General features: G+C 66.5%; 17 protein-coding genes and 1 pseudogene. 12 read left to right on the top strand and 6 right to left on the bottom strand.

The window, feature by feature from the left end; translation table 11 throughout:
* The first annotated feature begins 29 nt into the window (after positions 1-29).
* From mutM to MGN01_RS15505, 3 genes are all read left to right on the top strand, one after another.
* Complete coding sequence (gene mutM / locus MGN01_RS15515) at positions 30-920, top strand: bifunctional DNA-formamidopyrimidine glycosylase/DNA-(apurinic or apyrimidinic site) lyase (RefSeq protein ID WP_147047735.1); 891 nt, start codon at positions 30-32, stop codon at positions 918-920.
* 233 nt (positions 921-1,153) lie between these two features.
* A complete protein-coding gene (locus tag MGN01_RS15510; protein ID WP_147047734.1) occupies positions 1,154-1,543 on the top strand; it encodes a hypothetical protein in 390 nt (129 codons plus the stop codon).
* Positions 1,544-1,565: 22 nt separating this feature from the next.
* Positions 1,566-2,087 carry a hypothetical protein gene (locus tag MGN01_RS15505; protein WP_147047733.1) on the top strand — a complete coding sequence of 174 codons (522 nt, stop codon included), beginning with the start codon at positions 1,566-1,568 and terminating at the stop codon, positions 2,085-2,087.
* A 90-nt stretch (positions 2,088-2,177) separates the two neighbouring features.
* Here the strand turns inward: MGN01_RS15505 and MGN01_RS15500 are convergent, their stop codons facing one another.
* Positions 2,178-3,767, bottom strand: coding sequence for a gamma-glutamyltransferase family protein (locus MGN01_RS15500; RefSeq protein ID WP_147047732.1), 1,590 nt, complete (start codon positions 3,765-3,767; stop codon positions 2,178-2,180).
* Between the two features lie 167 nt (positions 3,768-3,934).
* Positions 3,935-4,660 (bottom strand): glutathione S-transferase, encoded by a 726-nt coding sequence (locus MGN01_RS15495; protein ID WP_147047731.1) that lies wholly within the window; start codon positions 4,658-4,660, stop codon positions 3,935-3,937.
* Between the two features lie 420 nt (positions 4,661-5,080).
* Between MGN01_RS15495 and ilvD the strand changes: the two genes are divergently transcribed.
* Both ilvD and MGN01_RS15485 read left to right on the top strand, forming a co-directional pair.
* Positions 5,081-6,808, top strand: a complete 1,728-nt coding sequence (gene ilvD, locus MGN01_RS15490) for a dihydroxy-acid dehydratase (protein WP_147047730.1) — start codon at positions 5,081-5,083, stop codon at positions 6,806-6,808.
* Entirely contained in the window at positions 6,795-7,673 is an 879-nt protein-coding gene (locus tag MGN01_RS15485; protein ID WP_147047729.1) for a tetratricopeptide repeat protein, read from the top strand. The genes ilvD and MGN01_RS15485 overlap by 14 nt, the downstream gene beginning before the upstream one ends.
* 76 nt (positions 7,674-7,749) lie before the next feature.
* Here MGN01_RS15485 and MGN01_RS15480 read toward each other — a convergent pair whose 3' ends face one another.
* The 3 genes from MGN01_RS15480 to uvrB form a co-directional block, all read right to left on the bottom strand.
* Positions 7,750-8,457 (bottom strand): YidB family protein, encoded by a 708-nt coding sequence (locus tag MGN01_RS15480; RefSeq protein WP_147047728.1) that lies wholly within the window; start codon positions 8,455-8,457, stop codon positions 7,750-7,752.
* Positions 8,458-8,523: 66 nt separating this feature from the next.
* Positions 8,524-8,751: a hypothetical protein gene (locus MGN01_RS15475; protein WP_147047727.1), complete on the bottom strand. Its 228-nt coding sequence runs from the start codon at positions 8,749-8,751 to the stop codon at positions 8,524-8,526.
* Positions 8,752-8,903: 152 nt separating this feature from the next.
* Positions 8,904-11,555 (bottom strand): excinuclease ABC subunit UvrB, encoded by a 2,652-nt coding sequence (gene uvrB, locus MGN01_RS15470; protein WP_147047726.1) that lies wholly within the window; start codon positions 11,553-11,555, stop codon positions 8,904-8,906.
* 264 nt (positions 11,556-11,819) lie between these two features.
* Between uvrB and MGN01_RS15465 the strand changes: the two genes are divergently transcribed.
* The 4 genes and pseudogenes from MGN01_RS15465 to MGN01_RS15450 all read left to right on the top strand — a co-directional run.
* Positions 11,820-12,449, top strand: coding sequence for a hypothetical protein (locus tag MGN01_RS15465; protein WP_147047725.1), 630 nt, complete (start codon positions 11,820-11,822; stop codon positions 12,447-12,449).
* Complete coding sequence (locus tag MGN01_RS15460) at positions 12,436-12,825, top strand: transcriptional regulator (RefSeq protein ID WP_147047724.1); 390 nt, start codon at positions 12,436-12,438, stop codon at positions 12,823-12,825. The genes MGN01_RS15465 and MGN01_RS15460 overlap by 14 nt, the downstream gene beginning before the upstream one ends.
* Positions 12,826-12,932: 107 nt before the next feature.
* The gene (locus MGN01_RS15455; RefSeq protein ID WP_147047792.1) at positions 12,933-13,646 is read left to right on the top strand and encodes a di-trans,poly-cis-decaprenylcistransferase; all 714 of its coding nucleotides are present in this window, start codon (positions 12,933-12,935) and stop codon (positions 13,644-13,646) included.
* A gap of 298 nt (positions 13,647-13,944) precedes the next feature.
* Positions 13,945-14,277 (top strand): annotated as a pseudogene (locus MGN01_RS15450) (ankyrin repeat domain-containing protein); the annotation flags it as partial.
* A gap of 43 nt (positions 14,278-14,320) precedes the next feature.
* On the opposite strand, the gene MGN01_RS15445 reads toward MGN01_RS15450, so the two are convergent.
* Positions 14,321-14,548: a hypothetical protein gene (locus tag MGN01_RS15445; RefSeq protein ID WP_147047722.1), complete on the bottom strand. Its 228-nt coding sequence runs from the start codon at positions 14,546-14,548 to the stop codon at positions 14,321-14,323.
* A 345-nt stretch (positions 14,549-14,893) separates the two neighbouring features.
* Between MGN01_RS15445 and MGN01_RS15440 the strand changes: the two genes are divergently transcribed.
* The 3 genes from MGN01_RS15440 to MGN01_RS15430 all read left to right on the top strand — a co-directional run bounded on the left by MGN01_RS15440 (position 14,894) and on the right by MGN01_RS15430 (position 18,161).
* Positions 14,894-15,520: a DUF938 domain-containing protein gene (locus MGN01_RS15440; RefSeq protein ID WP_147047721.1), complete on the top strand. Its 627-nt coding sequence runs from the start codon at positions 14,894-14,896 to the stop codon at positions 15,518-15,520.
* A gap of 129 nt (positions 15,521-15,649) precedes the next feature.
* A complete protein-coding gene (locus MGN01_RS15435) occupies positions 15,650-16,789 on the top strand; it encodes an alpha/beta fold hydrolase (protein WP_147047720.1) in 1,140 nt (379 codons plus the stop codon).
* Positions 16,790-17,126: 337 nt separating this feature from the next.
* Positions 17,127-18,161, top strand: a complete 1,035-nt coding sequence (locus MGN01_RS15430) for a methyl-accepting chemotaxis protein (protein ID WP_147047719.1) — start codon at positions 17,127-17,129, stop codon at positions 18,159-18,161.
* Positions 18,162-18,169: the final 8 nt, after the last annotated feature.

The following is an 18,169-nucleotide window of genomic DNA, read 5'->3' as shown; positions in this document are numbered from 1 at the left end:
CCTACAACCGCGCCATAAGTCCTAAAAGAATGCCCGAGCTCCCCGAAGTCGAAACCGTGCGCCGCGGCCTGGAGCCGGCGATGGTCGGCGCGCGCTTCTCGCGGGTGACCCTGCGGCGGCCGAACCTGCGCTTTCCCTTCCCGGAGCGTTTCGCGGAGCGGCTGGAGGGCCGCACGGTCACGGCGCTGGCGCGGCGGGCCAAATACCTCACGGCGCATCTCGATTCCGGCGAGAGCCTGATCATGCATCTCGGCATGAGCGGCCGTTTCGACGTCGCGCTGCCGGACGGCTCCAACGTCTCGCCCGGCGATTTCTACCTCGAAGGCGCGCTCGGCAACGCCCGGCACGACCACGTGGTGATGGCGCTGAATTCCGGCGCGACGATCACCTACAACGACGCGCGCCGCTTCGGCTTCATGGATCTGGTGCCGACCGACGCGCTCGCCGCCTGCCGGCACTTCGCCGCCATGGGCATCGAACCGCTCGGCGACGAGCTCACCGGCGCGACCATCGCCCGCCTGTTCCGCCACCGCATCACGCCGCTGAAGGCCGCCCTGCTCGACCAGCGCCTGATCGCGGGGCTGGGCAACATCTACGTCTGCGAAGCCCTCCACCGCGCCCGCCTGCACCCGCAGGCCCCGGCCGGGACGCTCGCAGGGCCAGACGGCTCACCGACGCGCGGGGCCAATGCGCTGGCCAAGGCGATCAAGACCGTCCTCACCGAGGCCGTCGCGGCGGGCGGCTCCACGCTCCGCGACTACGCCCATCCCGACGGCGGGGCAGGGGCCTTCCAGCACAGTTTTCGGGTCTACGACCGAGCGGGTTTGGTCTGCACGGCAAAGGGATGCCGGGGGCATGTTTCGCGGATCGTGCAGTCGGGGCGGTCGACGTTCTTTTGTGAGGTTTGTCAGAGGCCATAATATAGATCAGCCGCACTCCTCAATGAGATTTTTGCAGATATAACTGGCTCTACGGAATGTATATATACTTAGACTCATATAATTTCTCAAATATTTCGTCCGGGCTATGCGATCTCCCACGGTCGATCAGGGAGGGTCGAGCCAAGTTTGTTTATACACTTTCGCGCATTATTGAGGCGCTGCCAAAAAATGAACACCATGTCGAAGACTCCATAAAAAGAATTCGACTTATTATGGGCGATCGATATGGCGTCCCTGGTCGCTCGTTTTCTGAATTAAGGGACATCGTAAGATATTCTGGCAAGAAAGTTACTATTGAAGATCTTATTTGCAACAAAGAAGATTTGCTCACAACCGAATTTGGGATAGAGCAATTTGATAATTTTGAAACAAATTTCAAATCACGCATACAAGAAATGTTGCAAACGATTCCAGACATAAACGAAAGGCGCAAAAAGCGCGCATTTCTTATCAAACATGGGAAGCTTAGAAGGGGAGATATCTTCCCACTTATGAAAAACCACAGCGAACAATTACTAGCGAGCGCAGAAAAAGAACTTCCAGAACTTGCTCCGCTTTTTTCAGACGGAGGAATGATAGAGTATATGGCCAAGAAAAATTAGCCGCGAACAACTTTCGATAAATATGAGAAGAACCCTAATTCATCCAGTAGTATTGGCGAAATTATCGTTCAATAAAGAATTTGATATAGAACCAATATCACAGTTTTTCTGGAATCAAAACGATAATCTTGCTAAAAAGATTCAGCCTATGTTGGATAAATCATTAGAAGTTGACAAATTACTTTCATCGCATTCGGATAGTTTTGATAAATTTGCTCAAAGGGAAATACTCAATGATGAATATCTAAACGCGATTGCGCAGAAAATTTTTGACGACGGCAAGAAAATATCGCTGGATCAGATGCCTGGCACCAGGAATTTTCTCGGATGTCTCGTTAAACTAGCACTAGTCAGGATAAAAGGTGCCGAATTACGGCATCGATCAGATAAGTCTCTGGCTAGAATTAAGATCAAAAGTGGCGACTTCGGCGATCTGTCCCACAGCTTTTTGCCAACCTTACGTCGATGTATTTTGCTGCGATCGCGGCATGGAACAAATAATTCGCTCAACCACGAAAAGACCAGAAAATTTGTGCTCATCTGAGAATAAATTAGTTAATCTGTAATTGTATTTGACAAACAAATGTCTGATTATAATATTTCCTGCATTATAAAATGATATCGCATATTGCCCTCACCAGCCCAACGCACTCCCATCCTTCCGCGGGTCCGACCCAGCCACCAGCGTCCCGGCCGCGCGGTCGATCCAGATGATCTGGCCGCCGCCCAGCGGCAGGGGGGCGCGGATTGCCGGGTGGCCGCGCTCGCGCAGGCGGGCGAAGACCGCCTCGGGCACGGCGTCTTCCACTTCGAGGCCGCCGCCATAGGCGAAGCTGCGGGGGGCATCGAGGGCCTCCTGCACGTCAAGGCCGCGGTCGAGGAGGCCGGTCAGCAGCTCGACATGGCCCATCGCCTGATAGTGGCCGCCCATCACGCCGAAGGGCGCGACCGCCTGGCCGTCCTTCATCAGCATGCCGGGGATGATCGTGTGCATCGGGCGTTTGCGTGGGCCGATGCTGTTGGGGTGCCCGGCCTCGGTGCGGAAGGACAGGCCGCGATTGTGCAGCAGCACGCCGCTCTCGGGTGCCAGGATGCCGGAGCCGAAGCCCTGGAACAGCGAGTTGATCAGCGAGAGCGCGTTGCCGTCGCGGTCGACCACGCAGAGATAGACCGTGTCGCGATGCGCCACCGCCTGCGCCGCCTCGGGGTAGAGCACCGGCTCGCGGGCGCGGGCCATGTCGATGTCACCGCGCGCCCGCGCATGCCAGGCGTCCGAGAGCAGGTGGTCCACCGGGACCTTCGCGAGGTCGAAATCGCCGAAGAGCGCGTCGCGGTGGTGGTAGCCCTGCTTGCACACCTCCGCGAAGAGATGGACGCGATCGAGCTCCGACAGCGCGCCGACATCGTAGCCGGAGAGCACGTTGAGCATCATCAGGGCCGCGAGCCCCTGGCCGGCGGGCGGGCATTCATAGACGTCGTAGCCGCGGTAGCGCGTGGAGATCGGCGTCACGAGGTCGGGCCGCGCGCCCGCAAAGTCCTCCTCCGTCTGTAACCCGCCGAGGCGCTGGAGCTTGCCGACGATGTCGGCGGCGATGGCGCCCTCGTAGAAGGCTCGCGGGCCGCCTTCCGCGATCCGCCGGAGCGTCGCGGCGAGGCGCGGCAGCCGAAAAACGCTGCCGATGGCGGGTGCCCGGCCGCCGGGCAGGAAGAGCGCGGCGGCGTCTGAGTCGTGCGAGACGCGCGGCACGCAGCGCAGCCAGTCCCAGCCGACGCGGGGCTGCACCACGAACCCGTTCTCGGCAAAGCCGATGGCCGGCTGCAGCAGCTCGCTGAGCGAGCGGGTGCCGTGATCCTGCACCAGCCGCGCCCAGGCCGCGATCGCCCCGGGCACGGTGACGGCATGGGGCGATTCCGCGTCGATTGTGATGCCGCGCTCGGTGTACCAGTCCAGCGTCGCCGCGGCGGCCGCCCGGCCCGATCCGTCGAGCGCCACCGGCACCGAGGCGCCGGCCGGCGCGTAGAGCGCGAAGCAATCGCCGCCGATGCCGGTCATCAGCGGATCGACCACACATTGCACGGCCACCGCCGCGATCCCCGCATCCACCGCATTGCCGCCGGAGCGCAGCACCTCGATCGCGGCGAGCGTCGAGAGTGGGTGCGAGGTCGCGACCGCGGCCTGCGTCGCATAGACGGGGGAGCGGCCGGGGCGGGAAAAGTCTCTCACGGGGGCAACGCTCCTGACGGGGTGGAAGAGGGTTTTAGGCGCGCGCCGTGCCAGCCGCCAGGGAAACAACCGAGGGTTCGGCCATCACGCCAATCCTCATATTGAGGTGCCCGCCGTGCTTCGAGGCTGCTTCGCAGCATCTGGGGTGGGGGATGGCAGGGCTGGCCTCAGCCGTCCAGTTCGGGATACCGCCGGAAAATCCCCTGCTCGTTAAAGGCGATCCGCCGGTCGCTGGCGAGATAGGCGGCGATGCGCGGCAGGCGCCCGACCTTCTGCGCGAGCGCCGCCACCCGCGGCGTCTCGGCGAGCACCCGCTCGCTCGCCTTTGGGAAGGCGTAGCGCAGACCGTCGACGAGCTGGAACAGGGAGAGGTCGGCATAGCTCACGGCGTCGCCGACGAGGTAGCCGGGGCCGGCCGGGTTGCGCGCGAGGACGCGCTCGAACCAGCCGAGAAATTTCGGCATCCGGTTCTCGCGGAAATCCGCCGCGCGCCGGGCGGCCTCGGGCCTCTGCTGCTCGTAATAATCCATCACCGCGATGGGGTGGTGGGTGTCGTGCGCCTCCAGCACCATGTCGGCGATGGTGAGCTGCATCTGGTGGGTCCAGATCCGGCCGGCCTCGCTCTCGCCCACCAGGCCGAGCCGGGGGCCGAGATAGAGCAGGATGTTGGCCGTCTGGCCGACCACCAGGCTGCCGTCGACGAGGAAGGGCGGGGCGAAGGGCGGGCGCAGGGGCTCGTCCTCCATCCGCGCCATCATCGCGTCGATGCCGCCGCCCGCGTCAGGGGGTTCGCGGGCGACGTCGACGTAGTCCGCGCCGCCCTGTTCGAGGGCGAGGCGCACGAACTCGCCGCGTCCCTGGATCATCGGCCAGTAGTGAAGCTCGTATCCCATCGGCACCTCCCGGCGGGTCAAGCCGGCAGGAGGCCCGAGGTTTCATGGCCGCCGGCCCGCGTCGCCTACGGCCGTCAGGGGCAGCGCGGATGGCGGCGCTGCCCGCCCGCCACCATATAAAACGGACCTCGGCCTCGCGACCGGCTGGACGGCCCGGAGGCAAGCTCGGCTGTTGCGGGCTCGACACACCCCGAAAGCATCCCGAGTTTGCCTCAGCCCGCCCGCTGCCACGCCGCTATTGCGCCATAAACCGAGACCACCTCAGGCCTCGCGGTAAATGGCTGTCGTGTCAGTATTTTACCGCTGCGATGCGAGCCGTTCCAAAGGTGGGCGCACCACCGGGAAAAGCTTGGCCGTAAAGGGCTTTCGACCGGCGTCGGGGCGCCGGAAATGGGTGAAGAAGCGGTTCGGACGAAAACCATGGCGAGCGTGAAAGACAAGTCGAAGCTGCCGAGCCGCTACGTGACGGAGGGGCCGGCGCGGGCCCCGCACCGCTCGTACCTCTACGCCATGGGCCTCACCACCGAGCAGATTCACCAGCCGCTCGTCGGCGTCGCCTCGTGTTGGAACGAGGCCGCGCCCTGCAACATCTCGCTGATGCGCCAGGCCCAGGCCGTGAAGAAGGGCGTCGCCGCCGCCCACGGCACGCCGCGCGAGTTCTGCACCATCACCGTCACCGACGGCATCGCCATGGGCCATGGCGGCATGCGCGCCTCGCTGCCGTCGCGCGAGGTCATCGCCGATTCCGTCGAGCTGACCATGCGCGGCCACGCCTACGACGCGCTCGTCGGCCTCGCCGGCTGCGACAAGTCCCTGCCCGGCATGATGATGGCCATGGTGCGCCTCAACGTGCCGTCGGTCTTCATCTATGGCGGCTCGATCCTGCCCGGCTCGTTCCGCGGCCGGCCGGTCACCGTGCAGGACCTGTTCGAGGCGGTCGGCAAGGTGGCCGTCGGCGACATGAGCCTCGACGATCTCGACGAGCTCGAGCGCGTGGCCTGCCCCTCGGCGGGCGCCTGCGGCGCGCAGTTCACCGCCAACACCATGGCCATGGTCTCCGAGGCGATCGGCCTCGCGCTGCCCTACTCGGCCGGCGCGCCCGCGCCCTACGAGATCCGCGACCAATTCTGCGCCGCCGCCGGCGAGAAGGTCATGGAGCTCATCGCCAAGAACATCCGCCCGCGCGACATCGTCACCCGCAAGTCGCTCGAGAACGCCGCCGCCACCGTCGCGGCCTCGGGCGGCTCGACCAACGCGGCCCTGCACCTGCCGGCCATCGCGCATGAATGCGGCATCGAGTTCAGCCTGTTCGACGTCGCCGAGATCTTCAAGCGCACGCCCTACATCGCCGACCTGAAGCCCGGCGGGCGCTACGTCGCCAAGGACCTGTTCGAGGTCGGCGGCATCCCGCTCGTCATGAAGACCCTGCTCGACCACGGCTATCTGCACGGCGACTGCATGACGGTGACCGGCCGGACCATCGCCGAGAACCTCGCCAAGGTTGCCTGGAACGCCGACCAGGACGTGGTGCGCCCGGCCGACAAGCCGATCACGGTCACCGGCGGCGTCGTCGGCCTCAAGGGCAACCTCGCTCCCGAGGGCGCCATCGTGAAGGTCGCCGGCATGCCGCGCGAGGCCCAGGTCTTCACCGGCCCGGCCCGCGTCTTCGACGGCGAGGAGGCCTGCTTCGCCGCCGTGCAGAACCGCGACTACAAGGAAGGCGACGTGCTCGTCATCCGCTACGAGGGCCCGAAGGGCGGCCCCGGCATGCGCGAGATGCTCTCCACCACGGCCGCGCTATACGGCCAGGGCATGGGCGCGAAGGTCGCGCTGATCACCGACGGGCGCTTCTCCGGCGCCACCCGCGGTTTCTGCGTCGGCCATGTCGGCCCCGAGGCGGCGGTCGGCGGCCCGATCGGCCTGGTCAAGGACGGCGATATCATCACCCTCGATGCGATCCAGGGCACGCTCGACGTCGCCCTGTCGGACGAGGAACTCGCCGAGCGCCGCAAGGCCTGGGCCCCACGCACCAACGACGCGACCTCCGGCGTGCTCTGGAAATACATGCAGACGGTCGGCCCCGCCGTGAACGGCGCGGTCACCCACCCGGGCGGCGCCCAGGAGATCCACACCTATGCGGACATCTAGGACTGACCTCAGCCGGCTTCGGCCGGCGGGGGCCGATCCCGGTCGGCTCCGCACGAAGCTCGCCTGCGCCGTCGGGGCGGCCGGGCTGATGCTGCTCGCCGCCAATCCGGCCGAATCCCTCGACGCGACCGCGCGCACGCCCGTCCCGGACAAGAGCTACCGCTCGGCCAAGGACGCACTGCGCTCGGGCGTGCGCGACTACAATGCCGGCGACAAGCAGGGCGCCGTGCGTGCCCTCGAATACGCCGCCAACCAGGGCCAGACCCTGGCCCTGTGGAAGCTCGGCCGCATGTATGCGGACGGGGACGGCGTGCCGCACGACGACCTCAAGGCCTTCGAGTATTTCTCGCGGATCGCCGACGACAACGACAGCGACGACCGGCCCGAGGGCGGCAATTCGGGGGTGGTCACCAGCGCCTTCACGGCGCTCGGCACTTATTTCCTCGACGGGATCAAAGGCACCTATGTGCGCTCGAACCCCGAGCGCGCCTACGAGATGTTCAACTACGCCGCCTCGTTCGGCGACCCCAACGCGCAGTACAACCTCGCCCGGCTCTATCTCGACGGCACCGGCGTCGAGCAGGATCCGCGCAAGGCCGCGCGCTGGTTCAACCTCGCCGCCGAGAAGGGCCACAAGCCGGCCCAGGCGCTGCTCGGTGACCTGCTCTTCAACGGCGTCGGCGTGCCGCGCCAACCCGTGCGCGGCCTGACCTGGCTGGCGCTGGCCCGCGACGGCGCCCATCCGGGCAGCGACGACTGGATCGTCGAGCTGTACGACAAGGCCTGGAGCCAGGCGAGCGAGGCCGACCGCGCCGACGCGACGTCGAAGGTGCAGTCGACGGGGTCGACGCGCCGCCGGCGCTAACCGCGCTCGCTGCTTCTCGAGCTGCTCGGTTACTCCTCTCCCCGCACGCGGGGAGAGGAGGGTGGATTCAGGGCTCTCACCACCCCTGGCGTTCGTGTTCCTCGGGCCGGCGCCCCTGCGGCGTCAGTGCGTCGACCACCGAAGGGAGGGCCTGGGCGAGCTGGTTCAGCAGATCTTCGCGGCCAAGCCCGGTCTGCTGGCTGAGCGTGTCGATGGTATCCGAGCCGAGGGCGTCGGCGAGGCGGTTCGGCTCGATGGGCCGGTTCTGACCGTGGCCGATCCACGAGCCGATGACGTCGCCGAGGCCACCGCGCTCGAAGCTGTTGATCAGGCCATCCAAGCCGCCCCCGAGCCCGCCTTGGCCGCCACCCTGGTCCTGGTCGAGATGGGCATAGGGACCGGCGCCGGGCGACCGGCTGCCGCTATCGCCGGGACCGTCGAGCATTCCGGAGAGATCGCTGAAATCGCCCTCGCGCGAGGGAGCCTGGCGATAGCCGCCCTGCGGATGCTGGCCGAACCCGCCGAGATCGCCGTCGTCACCGCCTGGACCGTCATACTCGTCGGGGGAGGGGTCGCGGCCCCGGCCGAAGGGATCGTGGCCACCGCCCTGCGGCTGGGGAGCGTCGCGACCGCCCCCGAAAATGTTGCCGAAACCGCCGCTCGCGCCCTTGGCGAGGAGCAGCATCAACAAGGCCTTGACGATCGGCGACATCGCGCTGCCGCCGCGTCCTCCGCCGAGCACCTGCCCGACGACACCACCGATGACCTGATCGAGCAGACCCATGACCCGTCCTCCGTCCCGCGCCGCACGACGCATCAACGGCCGAGCCTGAGACCGGTTGCGACCCGATCAGTCGGTGGGTCTCGTGCGGACGCTGCCCGGCACCGAGGCGACGGGAGAAGCGAGAGAGGTCTGGTAGACCGCGACCTGCGGTGCCGGGCCCTGGTCACGCGCCACCGCCGTCCGCGGCGTGATCGGTGCCGTCACCAGGGCGACGGCCGCCGCGATGGCGAGGCTTCCGAGAAACAAGCCGGTCACGGCCGCGCCAGCTCCAGGATCAAGCATCGGCTTCATCATCGATGATTCCGGCAGTCGGAGGAATGAACGGCGAACGAGACGAGAACCGCCCGCGATTGCTTGACCAGGGCTATTCTGATCTCGACCAATCAATCCATGAGTGGTCATTCGGTTCCGGCCGATAAAACAGATGAAATTCGCAATTATACAGATCAGCGCCCCTTATAGCGCGGCCGCTGCCCGCCGATGCCTTGGGTCGAACGCGCCTTGGGCCGCTCCTTCCAGGGGACCGCCCCTGCGGGAAGCTCGCGGTCGGTGCCCGGCCCCATATTGTCCAGTGTCGGCTTGCTGATGCGGCTGCGCTTGTCGCCCTGACGTCCGGCGCTGCGCTCGACATCGGCCTGGCGCGCCATTGGATCGTCGGAGATCAGCAACTCGGTCGATTGCAGCCGCTTGAGCTCGTCGCGCAGGCGCGCGGCCTCCTCGAAATCGAGATCCGCTGCCGCCGCGCGCATCCGCTTCTCGAGGTCGGCCATGACCGCCTTGAGGTTGTGACCGACCGTGGCGACGTCCTTGGCGAGCCCGGTATCGACCCGAACGTGATCGCGCTCGTAGACGCTCTCCAGGATGTCCTGGATGCCGCGCTTCACGCTCTGCGGCGTGATGCCGTGCTCCTCGTTGTAGGCGAGCTGCTTCTGGCGGCGCCGCTCGGTCTCGGCCATCGCCCGCTCAATCGAGCCGGTGATGGTGTCGGCGTAGAGAATGCAGCGGGCATCGGCGTTACGCGCCGCGCGGCCGATGGTCTGGATCAGCGAGGTCTCGGACCGCAGAAAACCCTCCTTGTCCGCGTCGAGGATCCCGACGAGGGCGCATTCGGGAATGTCGAGGCCCTCGCGCAGCAGGTTGATGCCGATCAGCACGTCGAAGGCGCCGAGCCGCAGGTCGCGGATGATCTCGATGCGCTCCAGCGTGTCGATGTCCGAATGCATGTAGCGGACGCGCACGCCATTCTCGTGCAGGTACTCCGTGAGGTCCTCGGCCATGCGCTTGGTCAGCGTCGTGACCAGCGTGCGGTAGCCGGCCGCGGCGACCTCGCGGACTTCGCCCAGAAGGTCGTCGACCTGCGAGCGGGCAGGGCGGATCTCGATGACCGGGTCGACGAGGCCGGTCGGTCGGATGACCTGCTCGGCGAAGATGCCGGCCGTGCGCTCCATCTCCCACTTGCCCGGCGTCGCCGAGACGTGGATCGATTGCGGCCGCATCGCGTCCCATTCCTCGAAGCGCAGCGGGCGGTTGTCGAGGCAGGAGGGAAGCCGGAAGCCATACTCGGCCAGCGTCGCCTTGCGGCGGAAGTCGCCGCGATACATGCCGCCGATCTGCGGGACGGTGACGTGGCTCTCGTCGGTGAAGACCAGGGCGTTGTCGGGCAGGTACTCGAACAGGGTCGGCGGCGGCTCGCCGGGTTTTCTTCCGGTGAGATAGCGGGAGTAGTTCTCGATGCCGTTGCAGGCGCCGGTGGCCTCGATCATCTCGATGTCGAAGGTACAGCGCTGTTCGAGCCTCTGCGCCTCGATCAGCCGGCCCATCCGGGTCAGCTCGTCGACGCGCAGCTTCAGCTCGGTCTTGATGCCCTTGATCGCCTGCTGAAGGGTCGGGCGCGGCGTGACGTAGTGCGAGTTTGCATAGACCTTCACGAACTTGAGTTCGTTGATCTTCTTGCCGGTGAGCGGATCGAACTCGACGATGGATTCGACCTCGTCGCCGAACATGCCGATGCGCCAGCCGCGGTCTTCCAAGTGGGCCGGCCAGAGTTCGATCGAGTCACCGCGCACCCGGAAGGTGCCGCGGGCGAAGTCGGACTGGATGCGCTTGTACTGCAGCGCCACGAGGTCTGCGATGAGCTGGCGCTGCTCGATCCGCTCGCCGAGCGAGACCGTGAACGACATCGCCGTGTAGGTCTCGACCGAGCCGATACCGTAGATGCACGAGACCGAGGCGATGATAATCACGTCGTCGCGCTCCAGCAGCGCGCGGGTTGCGGAGTGACGCATCCGATCGATCTGCTCGTTGATCGAGGATTCCTTCTCGATGAACGTATCGGACCGCGGCACGTAGGCCTCGGGCTGGTAGTAGTCGTAATACGAGACGAAGTACTCGACCGCGTTGTCCGGAAAGAAGCTCTTGAACTCGCCATAGAGCTGCGCCGCCAGCGTCTTGTTCGGCGCCAGGATCAGGGCAGGGCGCTGCGTCTCCTCGATGATCTTGGCCATCGTGAAGGTCTTACCCGAGCCGGTGACGCCGAGCAGGACCTGATCGCGCTCATGCTCGCGCACGCCGCTGACGAGGCTCGCGATGGCGGTCGGCTGGTCGCCAGCCGGCTGGAACTCTGACTTCAGCGTGAACCGGACCCCGCCCTCCGACTTCTGCGGCCGCTCCGGCCGGTGCGGCACCCAGGCCTCGCCGTTCTTGAAGAGCGGATTGCCCTCGGTGAGCAGCTTCTCCAGAGCCTCGACAGTCGCGGAGACGCCCTCGGTGGCGAGTGACACGGCCTCGTCCGCCTCGGTCTCGGCAAGATCGGGACCGCCTTCGGGCGCGGCGAGGCCGAGCGCCTGGGCGAGCCGTGGATCGACCTCCGCCACGTCGCCGATGGCAAAGCCGGCCTGCGGCGCTTCGCCGAGGCCCGCATTCGCCTTCGCCCCACGTCCACGCTTCGGCGCCGGCTCGGCCGGCCGGGTCTCGACCGGCTTCGGCCGGTTGCGGTTGAGCGCCGGGTTGAGCAACGCGGCGAGATGCTCGTCGAGCGGCTTCAGTTCGGGCTTGTCCGCCTTGGCAGAGGCGGAGCGGGGCTTCTTCGGTGCGGGCATGGCGGGAATATGGACCTTATACGGCTTGCGAAAAACCCCGCGGGCCGTCCCGCGAGGAAGATGCCCCATCCCGTCAAGAAGATGTGATGCGCCGCCTCCCCGACGCCGGCACCGGCCGCGGGCTGAGGACAGGCAAACAGCGCCCCGATCCCCATGAACGCGCAACGTTGAATTCCAAAAAGCACCCCCATCGAATGACTTGCCCGACTCTGCTTTGGCATCTACTTTACGATGCAAAGTTTGAGTCGCGGGAGGGCGAGGCTCATGCGGGATCTCGACAAGGCATTGGCGGACATCGTCGCGATCCGCACGCAGATCGCCCGCGAGACGGCGTTCCGCGGGCTGGGTTCCGCGACGCTCGCGGCGACGGGGATCATCGCCGTCGCTACTGCCTGCCTTCAGGCCGTCCTGATCGACGAACCGACGACGAAACCTCTCCTCTATTTCGGAGCCTGGATCGCGGCGGCGGCCTTGGCCTTCACCTTGATCGGCGTGGAGACCGTGCGGCGCTCGCGGCGCCTGCATTCGGGCCTTGCCGACGAGATGGTGACCAGCGCCATCGAGAGTTTTCTCCCGGCTGCCGGCGCCGGCCTCTGCCTCGCCCTGGTCTTCGGGCGGTTCGCTCCGGGAGAGGTTTGGATGCTGCCCGGGCTGTGGCAGGTGCTGACCGGCCTCGGCCTCTTCGCTGCCGCCCGCATCCTGCCGAAGGCCGTGCAGCTCGCCGGGGCCTGGTATCTCCTTGCCGGATTGTCGGTTTTCGCTCTGGCCAGCGGCGACCACCGGCTCTCGCCCTGGCTGATGGGCCTGCCCTTCGCCATCGGACAGGCCATGCTCGCCGTGATCATGTACCGCGCCATGATGCGCGACCAAGGAGGCTCCGATGCCGCTCTCTGAGGCCATCGACGGCCGCTTCTCCTACGAGGGGCTCGACCGGCTGATCCACGAGAAGGCGCGGCTGTCCGTGCTGACCTCGCTGGTGGCCCATCCCAAGGGCCTCGCCTTTCCGGACCTGCGCCGCCTGTGCGGCCTGACCGATGGCAATCTCAGCCGGCACCTGGCCGTGCTGCAGGAGGCGGATCTCGTCGCCCTGGAGAAGGGCTACGACCAGAACCGCCCGCAGACGATCTGCCGGCTCACGCCGAAGGGCCGCACGCGCTTCCTGCAATATCTCGGCGTGCTGGAGCAGGTGGTGCGCGACGCGGCCAAGGGCGCAGGGCCGGCGGCCGAGACCGCCCATCGCGTGGCCGACCCCTTCGCAGAACCGACCTGATGTCGTCGGTTCTCGACCGTGAAAATGCCACCTTAACTGGCTCATCGGATGATCGTGGCCGGTTTCTTCCAGACCTTAGGGATCATCCCGAGCGCGGAGACTTGATGATGCGACCCGATGCCGATGGCAGACGAGGCCTGCACGCCGCGATCATCATGGACGGCAATGGCCGCTGGGCCACGCAGCGCGGGCTTCCGCGCGGCGCCGGGCACCGCATGGGTGTCGAGGCGATCCGGCGCACCGCCGAGGCGGCGCCGGATCTCGGCATCGGCACCCTGACGCTGTTCGCCTTCGCCAGCGACAACTGGAAGCGCCCCGAGACCGAGGTGGTCGGGCTGATGCGGCTGCTGAAGGCCTATCTGCGCTCCGAGACCGGGCGTCTCGCCCGCACCGGCACCCGGCTCACGGTGTTCGGCCGCCGCGACCGGCTGCCCGCCGGCATTCCCGAGGCAATCGAGCGGGCCGAGGCGGCCACCGCCGCCGGCACCAAGCTCTCCCTGCGCATCGCCGTCGACTACTCGTCCCGCGACGCGATCCTGGCCGCGGCCGCAGGGCTCGGCCCGGAGGCCTCCCGCGAAGATCTCGACCGGGCCCTGCGCGACGATGTCGGTGGCCCGGGCGACGTCGACCTCCTCATCCGCACCGGCGGCGAGAAGCGGCTCTCCGACTTCCTGCTCTGGGAGGCAGCCTATGCCGAGTTGCACTTCACCGACCGGATGTGGCCGGATTTCGGGGAGGCCGACCTCGCCGCCGCCGTCGCCGACTTCGCGCGGCGCGACAGACGCTTCGGTGGGCTGAAGCCAGTTCCGGTTGCCGCCTGAGGCAGGCTCGGCAGGAGCTGCGTGGGAGACGGCCGCAAGACCGAGCAAGGACTAGACAGAGGTGCCAGTCGGCAGGGAGCTGGAACGCCGCGGATGACGTTTCTGCGAATTTCGCAGCGCACACAGCCAACGAATCGGCGACAAATCCGGGGCGTCGCGATACAAGCCGGCTCACGAGGTTCGGCGCCTGAGTCGCGGCGTCGCTCTCATCACTGCCCCAACTTTTTGGATCGGCAAGGCTGGTCGGCGCATGCGCCGACCCCAGATGGCTGCTTCCTTGCGCGAAGAGATGTTCGGAATGCAGTCCCATCCTGAGAGCGCCACGATCCCGCTTCTCGACGACGAAGCCCTCGCCTTCGCCGGCCGCATCTTCCAGTTCGCCGAAGCAGGGCACGCGGCGGAGCTGTCCGAACTCTTCGAGCACGGCCTGCCGGCCAATCTCCGCAATGCCCGCGGCGACAGCCTGCTGATGCTCGCCGCCGTGCACGGCCAGGAGGCGGCGACGCGCGTCATCCTCGAAGCTGGCGGCGACCCGGAACTCGCCAACGATCACGGCGAGACCCCGCTCGCCGCCGCGGCGTCGAAAGGGGAGACGAGCATTGTCCGGCTGCTGCGGGAGCACTGCGCGCGGGACGAGAGCAGCAAGGCTCACGCGCGCCGGTGAGGCCGGCCGGTCAGTGAAGGGTTCGGCGGCCGCACGGTTGCAGCCTCACGGTGAAGCCACCGAAGAGGTCGGGCCCGTAGACATGAACGCGCAGATCGTGCGACGTCCGGGTGTCGCACCAGACTTCGACCCGCTGCGGCGCCGAGATCACGCGCGAAAGGCTGGTCTGTGCGGCATCTTTGACCTGCCTCGCAGTCCGGGCGGCCGAGTTGCGCGTCTCCGCCTCGACGAGGGCCAAGGCCGCTCTCTTTTTTCTGACGCTCTGCATGGGTCCAGACGATCCGCGGGTGGCGTTGCGCGCGACGGATTGGTCGTCACGCCTGCAGGGACGAGGGCATCACGCCTTCGACGTCGATGACTTGCAGTCTTCGTCGCACTGTCTGAAGATCGCGTTCCCGCCTCTGCGATGCCGATTGTCGCACGCGTCCTGCAGACGCTCATCGACCCACCGACCGAAGCGCCGTGGCGCGAGCGAGCTAAGTCGGCGGCCTGCCGCCATCGAGAGGGGACGCACGATCGCCAGGCCGGCGGGTGGGCTCGGCCCGCCATTCACGCGCCCTCCGCTCCCACGATACTCGGCTCCATGACCACACCCGGATCGGACTCTGACGGCGACGCGCTCTTCTCCCCATCGGCTGCCCGCAACCGCGAGGTGATCCTCGACGTGCTGCGGTGGGTGCTGCCGGCCTCCGGGCTCGTGCTCGAGATTGCGAGCGGCTCGGGCGAGCACGCCGTGCATTTCGCCCGCGCACTTCCGGGGCTCACCTGGCAGCCGAGTGATCCCGATCCGGCCGCACTCAGGAGCATCAGTGCCCATGCCCGCTCCGCCAGCCTCGGCAACCTGCGCCCGGCACTGGCGCTCGATGCCGAGGCGCCGCTCTGGCCGCTGGAGCACGCCGACGCGGTGGTGTCGATCAACATGGTCCACATCGCACCCTGGCCGGCCGCCGAGGGCCTGATGGCCGGGGCAGGGCGCGTGCTGGAGAAGGGCGGCCCGCTTCTGCTCTACGGACCCTTCACTGTGGACGGGACCCACACCGCGCCAAGTAACAGCGCCTTCGATGCCAGCCTGCGGATGCGCGATCCGCGCTGGGGCATCCGGGATGTCGCCGCTCTCGAACAGGCAGCGGCGGCGCACGGAATGCAGCCCGCGGAGCGTGTTCCGATGCCGGCCAACAACTTCTGCCTCGTCTTCCGCAAATCCGCCTGAGCCGCGCTCCCGCTTCCAGTCGTGGAACTTGGTCGACCAGCGATTGACCGGCGCCCGTCGACGCGTCAGATCGGCTTGGCAGTGGACGAGCCTTGCAGCCTTCGTCCTCGATCAGGGAGTGCTGAGGCCATGACCCTTTCGTATCTTCGCAGCGGATTGGCGGGGGCGGCCCTGATGCTGGGGTCGGTCGCGGCCTGGGCGGCGCCGGCCGGTTTTGCGAACCAGCAGGAGGGCGACTACGTCGCCAAGAACTTCAAGTTCTCCGGCGGCGAGACCCTGCCCGAGGTCAAGCTGCACTACACCACCCTCGGCACGCCGCATAAGAACGCCGCCGGCGAGATCGACAATGCGGTGCTCGCGCTGCACGGCACCACCGGCACCGGCAAGCAGTTCCTGATCCCGAGCCTCGGCCCGGACCTCTTCGCCGAGGGTGCGCCCCTCGACGTCTCCAAATATTACGTGATCCTGCCGGACGGGATCGGCCGTGGCGGCTCGTCGAAACCCTCCGATGGCCTCAAGGCGAAGTTTCCGCGCTACGGCTATGCCGACGTCGTCGAGGGCCAATACCGTCTCGTTACCGAGGGGCTCGGCATCAAGCATCTGCGGCTCGTGATGGGCACCTCGATGGGCGGGATGCAGGCCTGGATGTGGGGCGAGCGCTACCCCGACTCCATGGACCTGATCATGGCGGTGGCGAGCCAGCCGATCCAGGTCAGCGGCCGCAACGCGCTGTGGCGGCGCCTTCTCATCGAGAACATCCGCAATGATCCCGGCTACAAGGGCGGCGACTATACCGAGCAGCCGACCCACTTCCTGAAGGTGCTGCCGATCTTCAACATCATGACCGAGAGCGTGCTCGGCCTGCAGAAGGACGCCCCGACGAACGAGGGGGCCAAGCAGATGTTCGACAAGCTCGCCGGCAACTTCGTCGGCAAGGTCGACGCCAACGACTGGCTGTACTGGTTCGACTCGTCCTACGACTACGACCCCCTTCCAGCGCTCGACCGGATCAAGGCGCCGCTGCTCGCCGTAAACTTCGCCGATGACGAGTTGAACCCGCCTCAGCTCGACGTGATGAACTCCGCCATGGAAAAGGTGAAGCAGGGCCGCTTCGTGCTGGTCCCGACCTCGCCCGACACGCACGGCCACCAGTCGCTGCGCTACGCCAAGCTCTGGAAGAGCCATCTCGCCGAGTTCATGGCGAGCCCGAAGGCGGCGACTGACGGTGCGAACTCGCCAGAAGGACCGGGAGGCGCGCCGGCGCCATAGAGCAGCATCCAGGCTGAGATCGAGACGGAGCCCGGCTACAGCTGGGCTCCCGGCCCATGGGTACGGATGCCGTCCTCGGCCCAGCACACGCGCATTGTTTCTCGGCAGATGCGGGAGGGGCAGGGCGCGAACAATGCAATCTTTTGCATAACGGCCTGACCGAGCCGAAGAGCTGAAGCCCGCCCGCCCTACTGTCTGGCGGCCTACTTGCAAAATACTGCAATTGCGCCGATAAAGAAAGCGCTTTGTCCAGTTAATACAAATTTAGCAAGTAGAAAGCAAGATAAACCTTAGATGCGCCATGGCGTTGGGCCCAGCTCACCTTGCGGGCAGCCCCATGAGTTCCTCGTCGCTCGCCGAACTCGTCGGCGCCTCCACGCGAAACCTGAAGAACACCGCCACGTCGAATCTCGACGCGATCCAGTCGATCGCGGGCCGCATGAAGCTTCTGGCGCTCAACGCGCTGATCGAGGCGGCGCATGCGGGCGACAAGGGTGCCGGGTTCTCCGTCGTCGCCCAGGAGGTTCGCACCATCTCGGCGGAAGTCGAACGGATCGCCGCCGGGCTCGGGGTCAGCCTGGGCTCGCGCATCGACGAACTCGCCCATGCCGTCGCGGGATTGGCCGAAGAGGCGCGCGCCAACCGCTGCGTCGATCTCGCGCTCAACGCCGTCGAGATCATCGACCGCAACCTCTATGAGCGGACATGCGACGTGCGCTGGTGGGCCACCGATGCCGCCGTGGTGGACGGCGCGGCGGACCCGACCGAGGCCAACTGCGCCCATACCAGCCGCCGGCTCGGGGTCATCCTGTCCTCCTACACCGTTTATCTCGACCTCTGGCTTTGCGAACTCGACGGGCGCGTCATCGCCAATGGTCGTCCCGAGCGCTTTGATGTGCGCGGTCACAACGCGGCGCGTGAGCCCTGGTTCGCCCTCGCCCAGCGACTGCGCTCCGGCGAGGATTTCGAGGCGGCCGAGGTCATGCGCCATCCCGTCCTCGCGAATGCTCAGGTCGCAACCTATCTCGCCTCCGTGCGCGAGGGCAGCGAAGTCCATGGCCGGCCGCTCGCCTTTCTCGCGATCCATTTCGACTGGGAGCCGCAGGCCCGTGCCATCGTCGAGGGCGTGCGCCTGATGCCGGATGAGCGTGAGCGCAGCCGCGTCATGCTGCTCGATGCCAGCAACAGGGTGCTGGCCTGTTCGGGGGGCCAGGGCATCCTGAGCGAGCGCTATCCGCTGACGACGAATGGACAGAGCCAGGGACACTATCTCGATCGGCAGGGCCGACTCGTCGCCTTCCACGACACGCCCGGTTACGAGACCTATCGTGGCCTCGGCTGGCGTGGCGTGATCGAGCAGGCCCTCGCGTAGGGCCGGTC

This window comes from Methylobacterium gnaphalii (assembly GCF_007992215.1).
GTDB classification, from domain to species: Bacteria; Pseudomonadota; Alphaproteobacteria; order Rhizobiales; family Beijerinckiaceae; genus Methylobacterium; species Methylobacterium gnaphalii.
The sequence above is the reverse complement of the archived record's forward strand: the minus strand, read 5'-3'. Positions and strand labels throughout refer to the sequence as shown.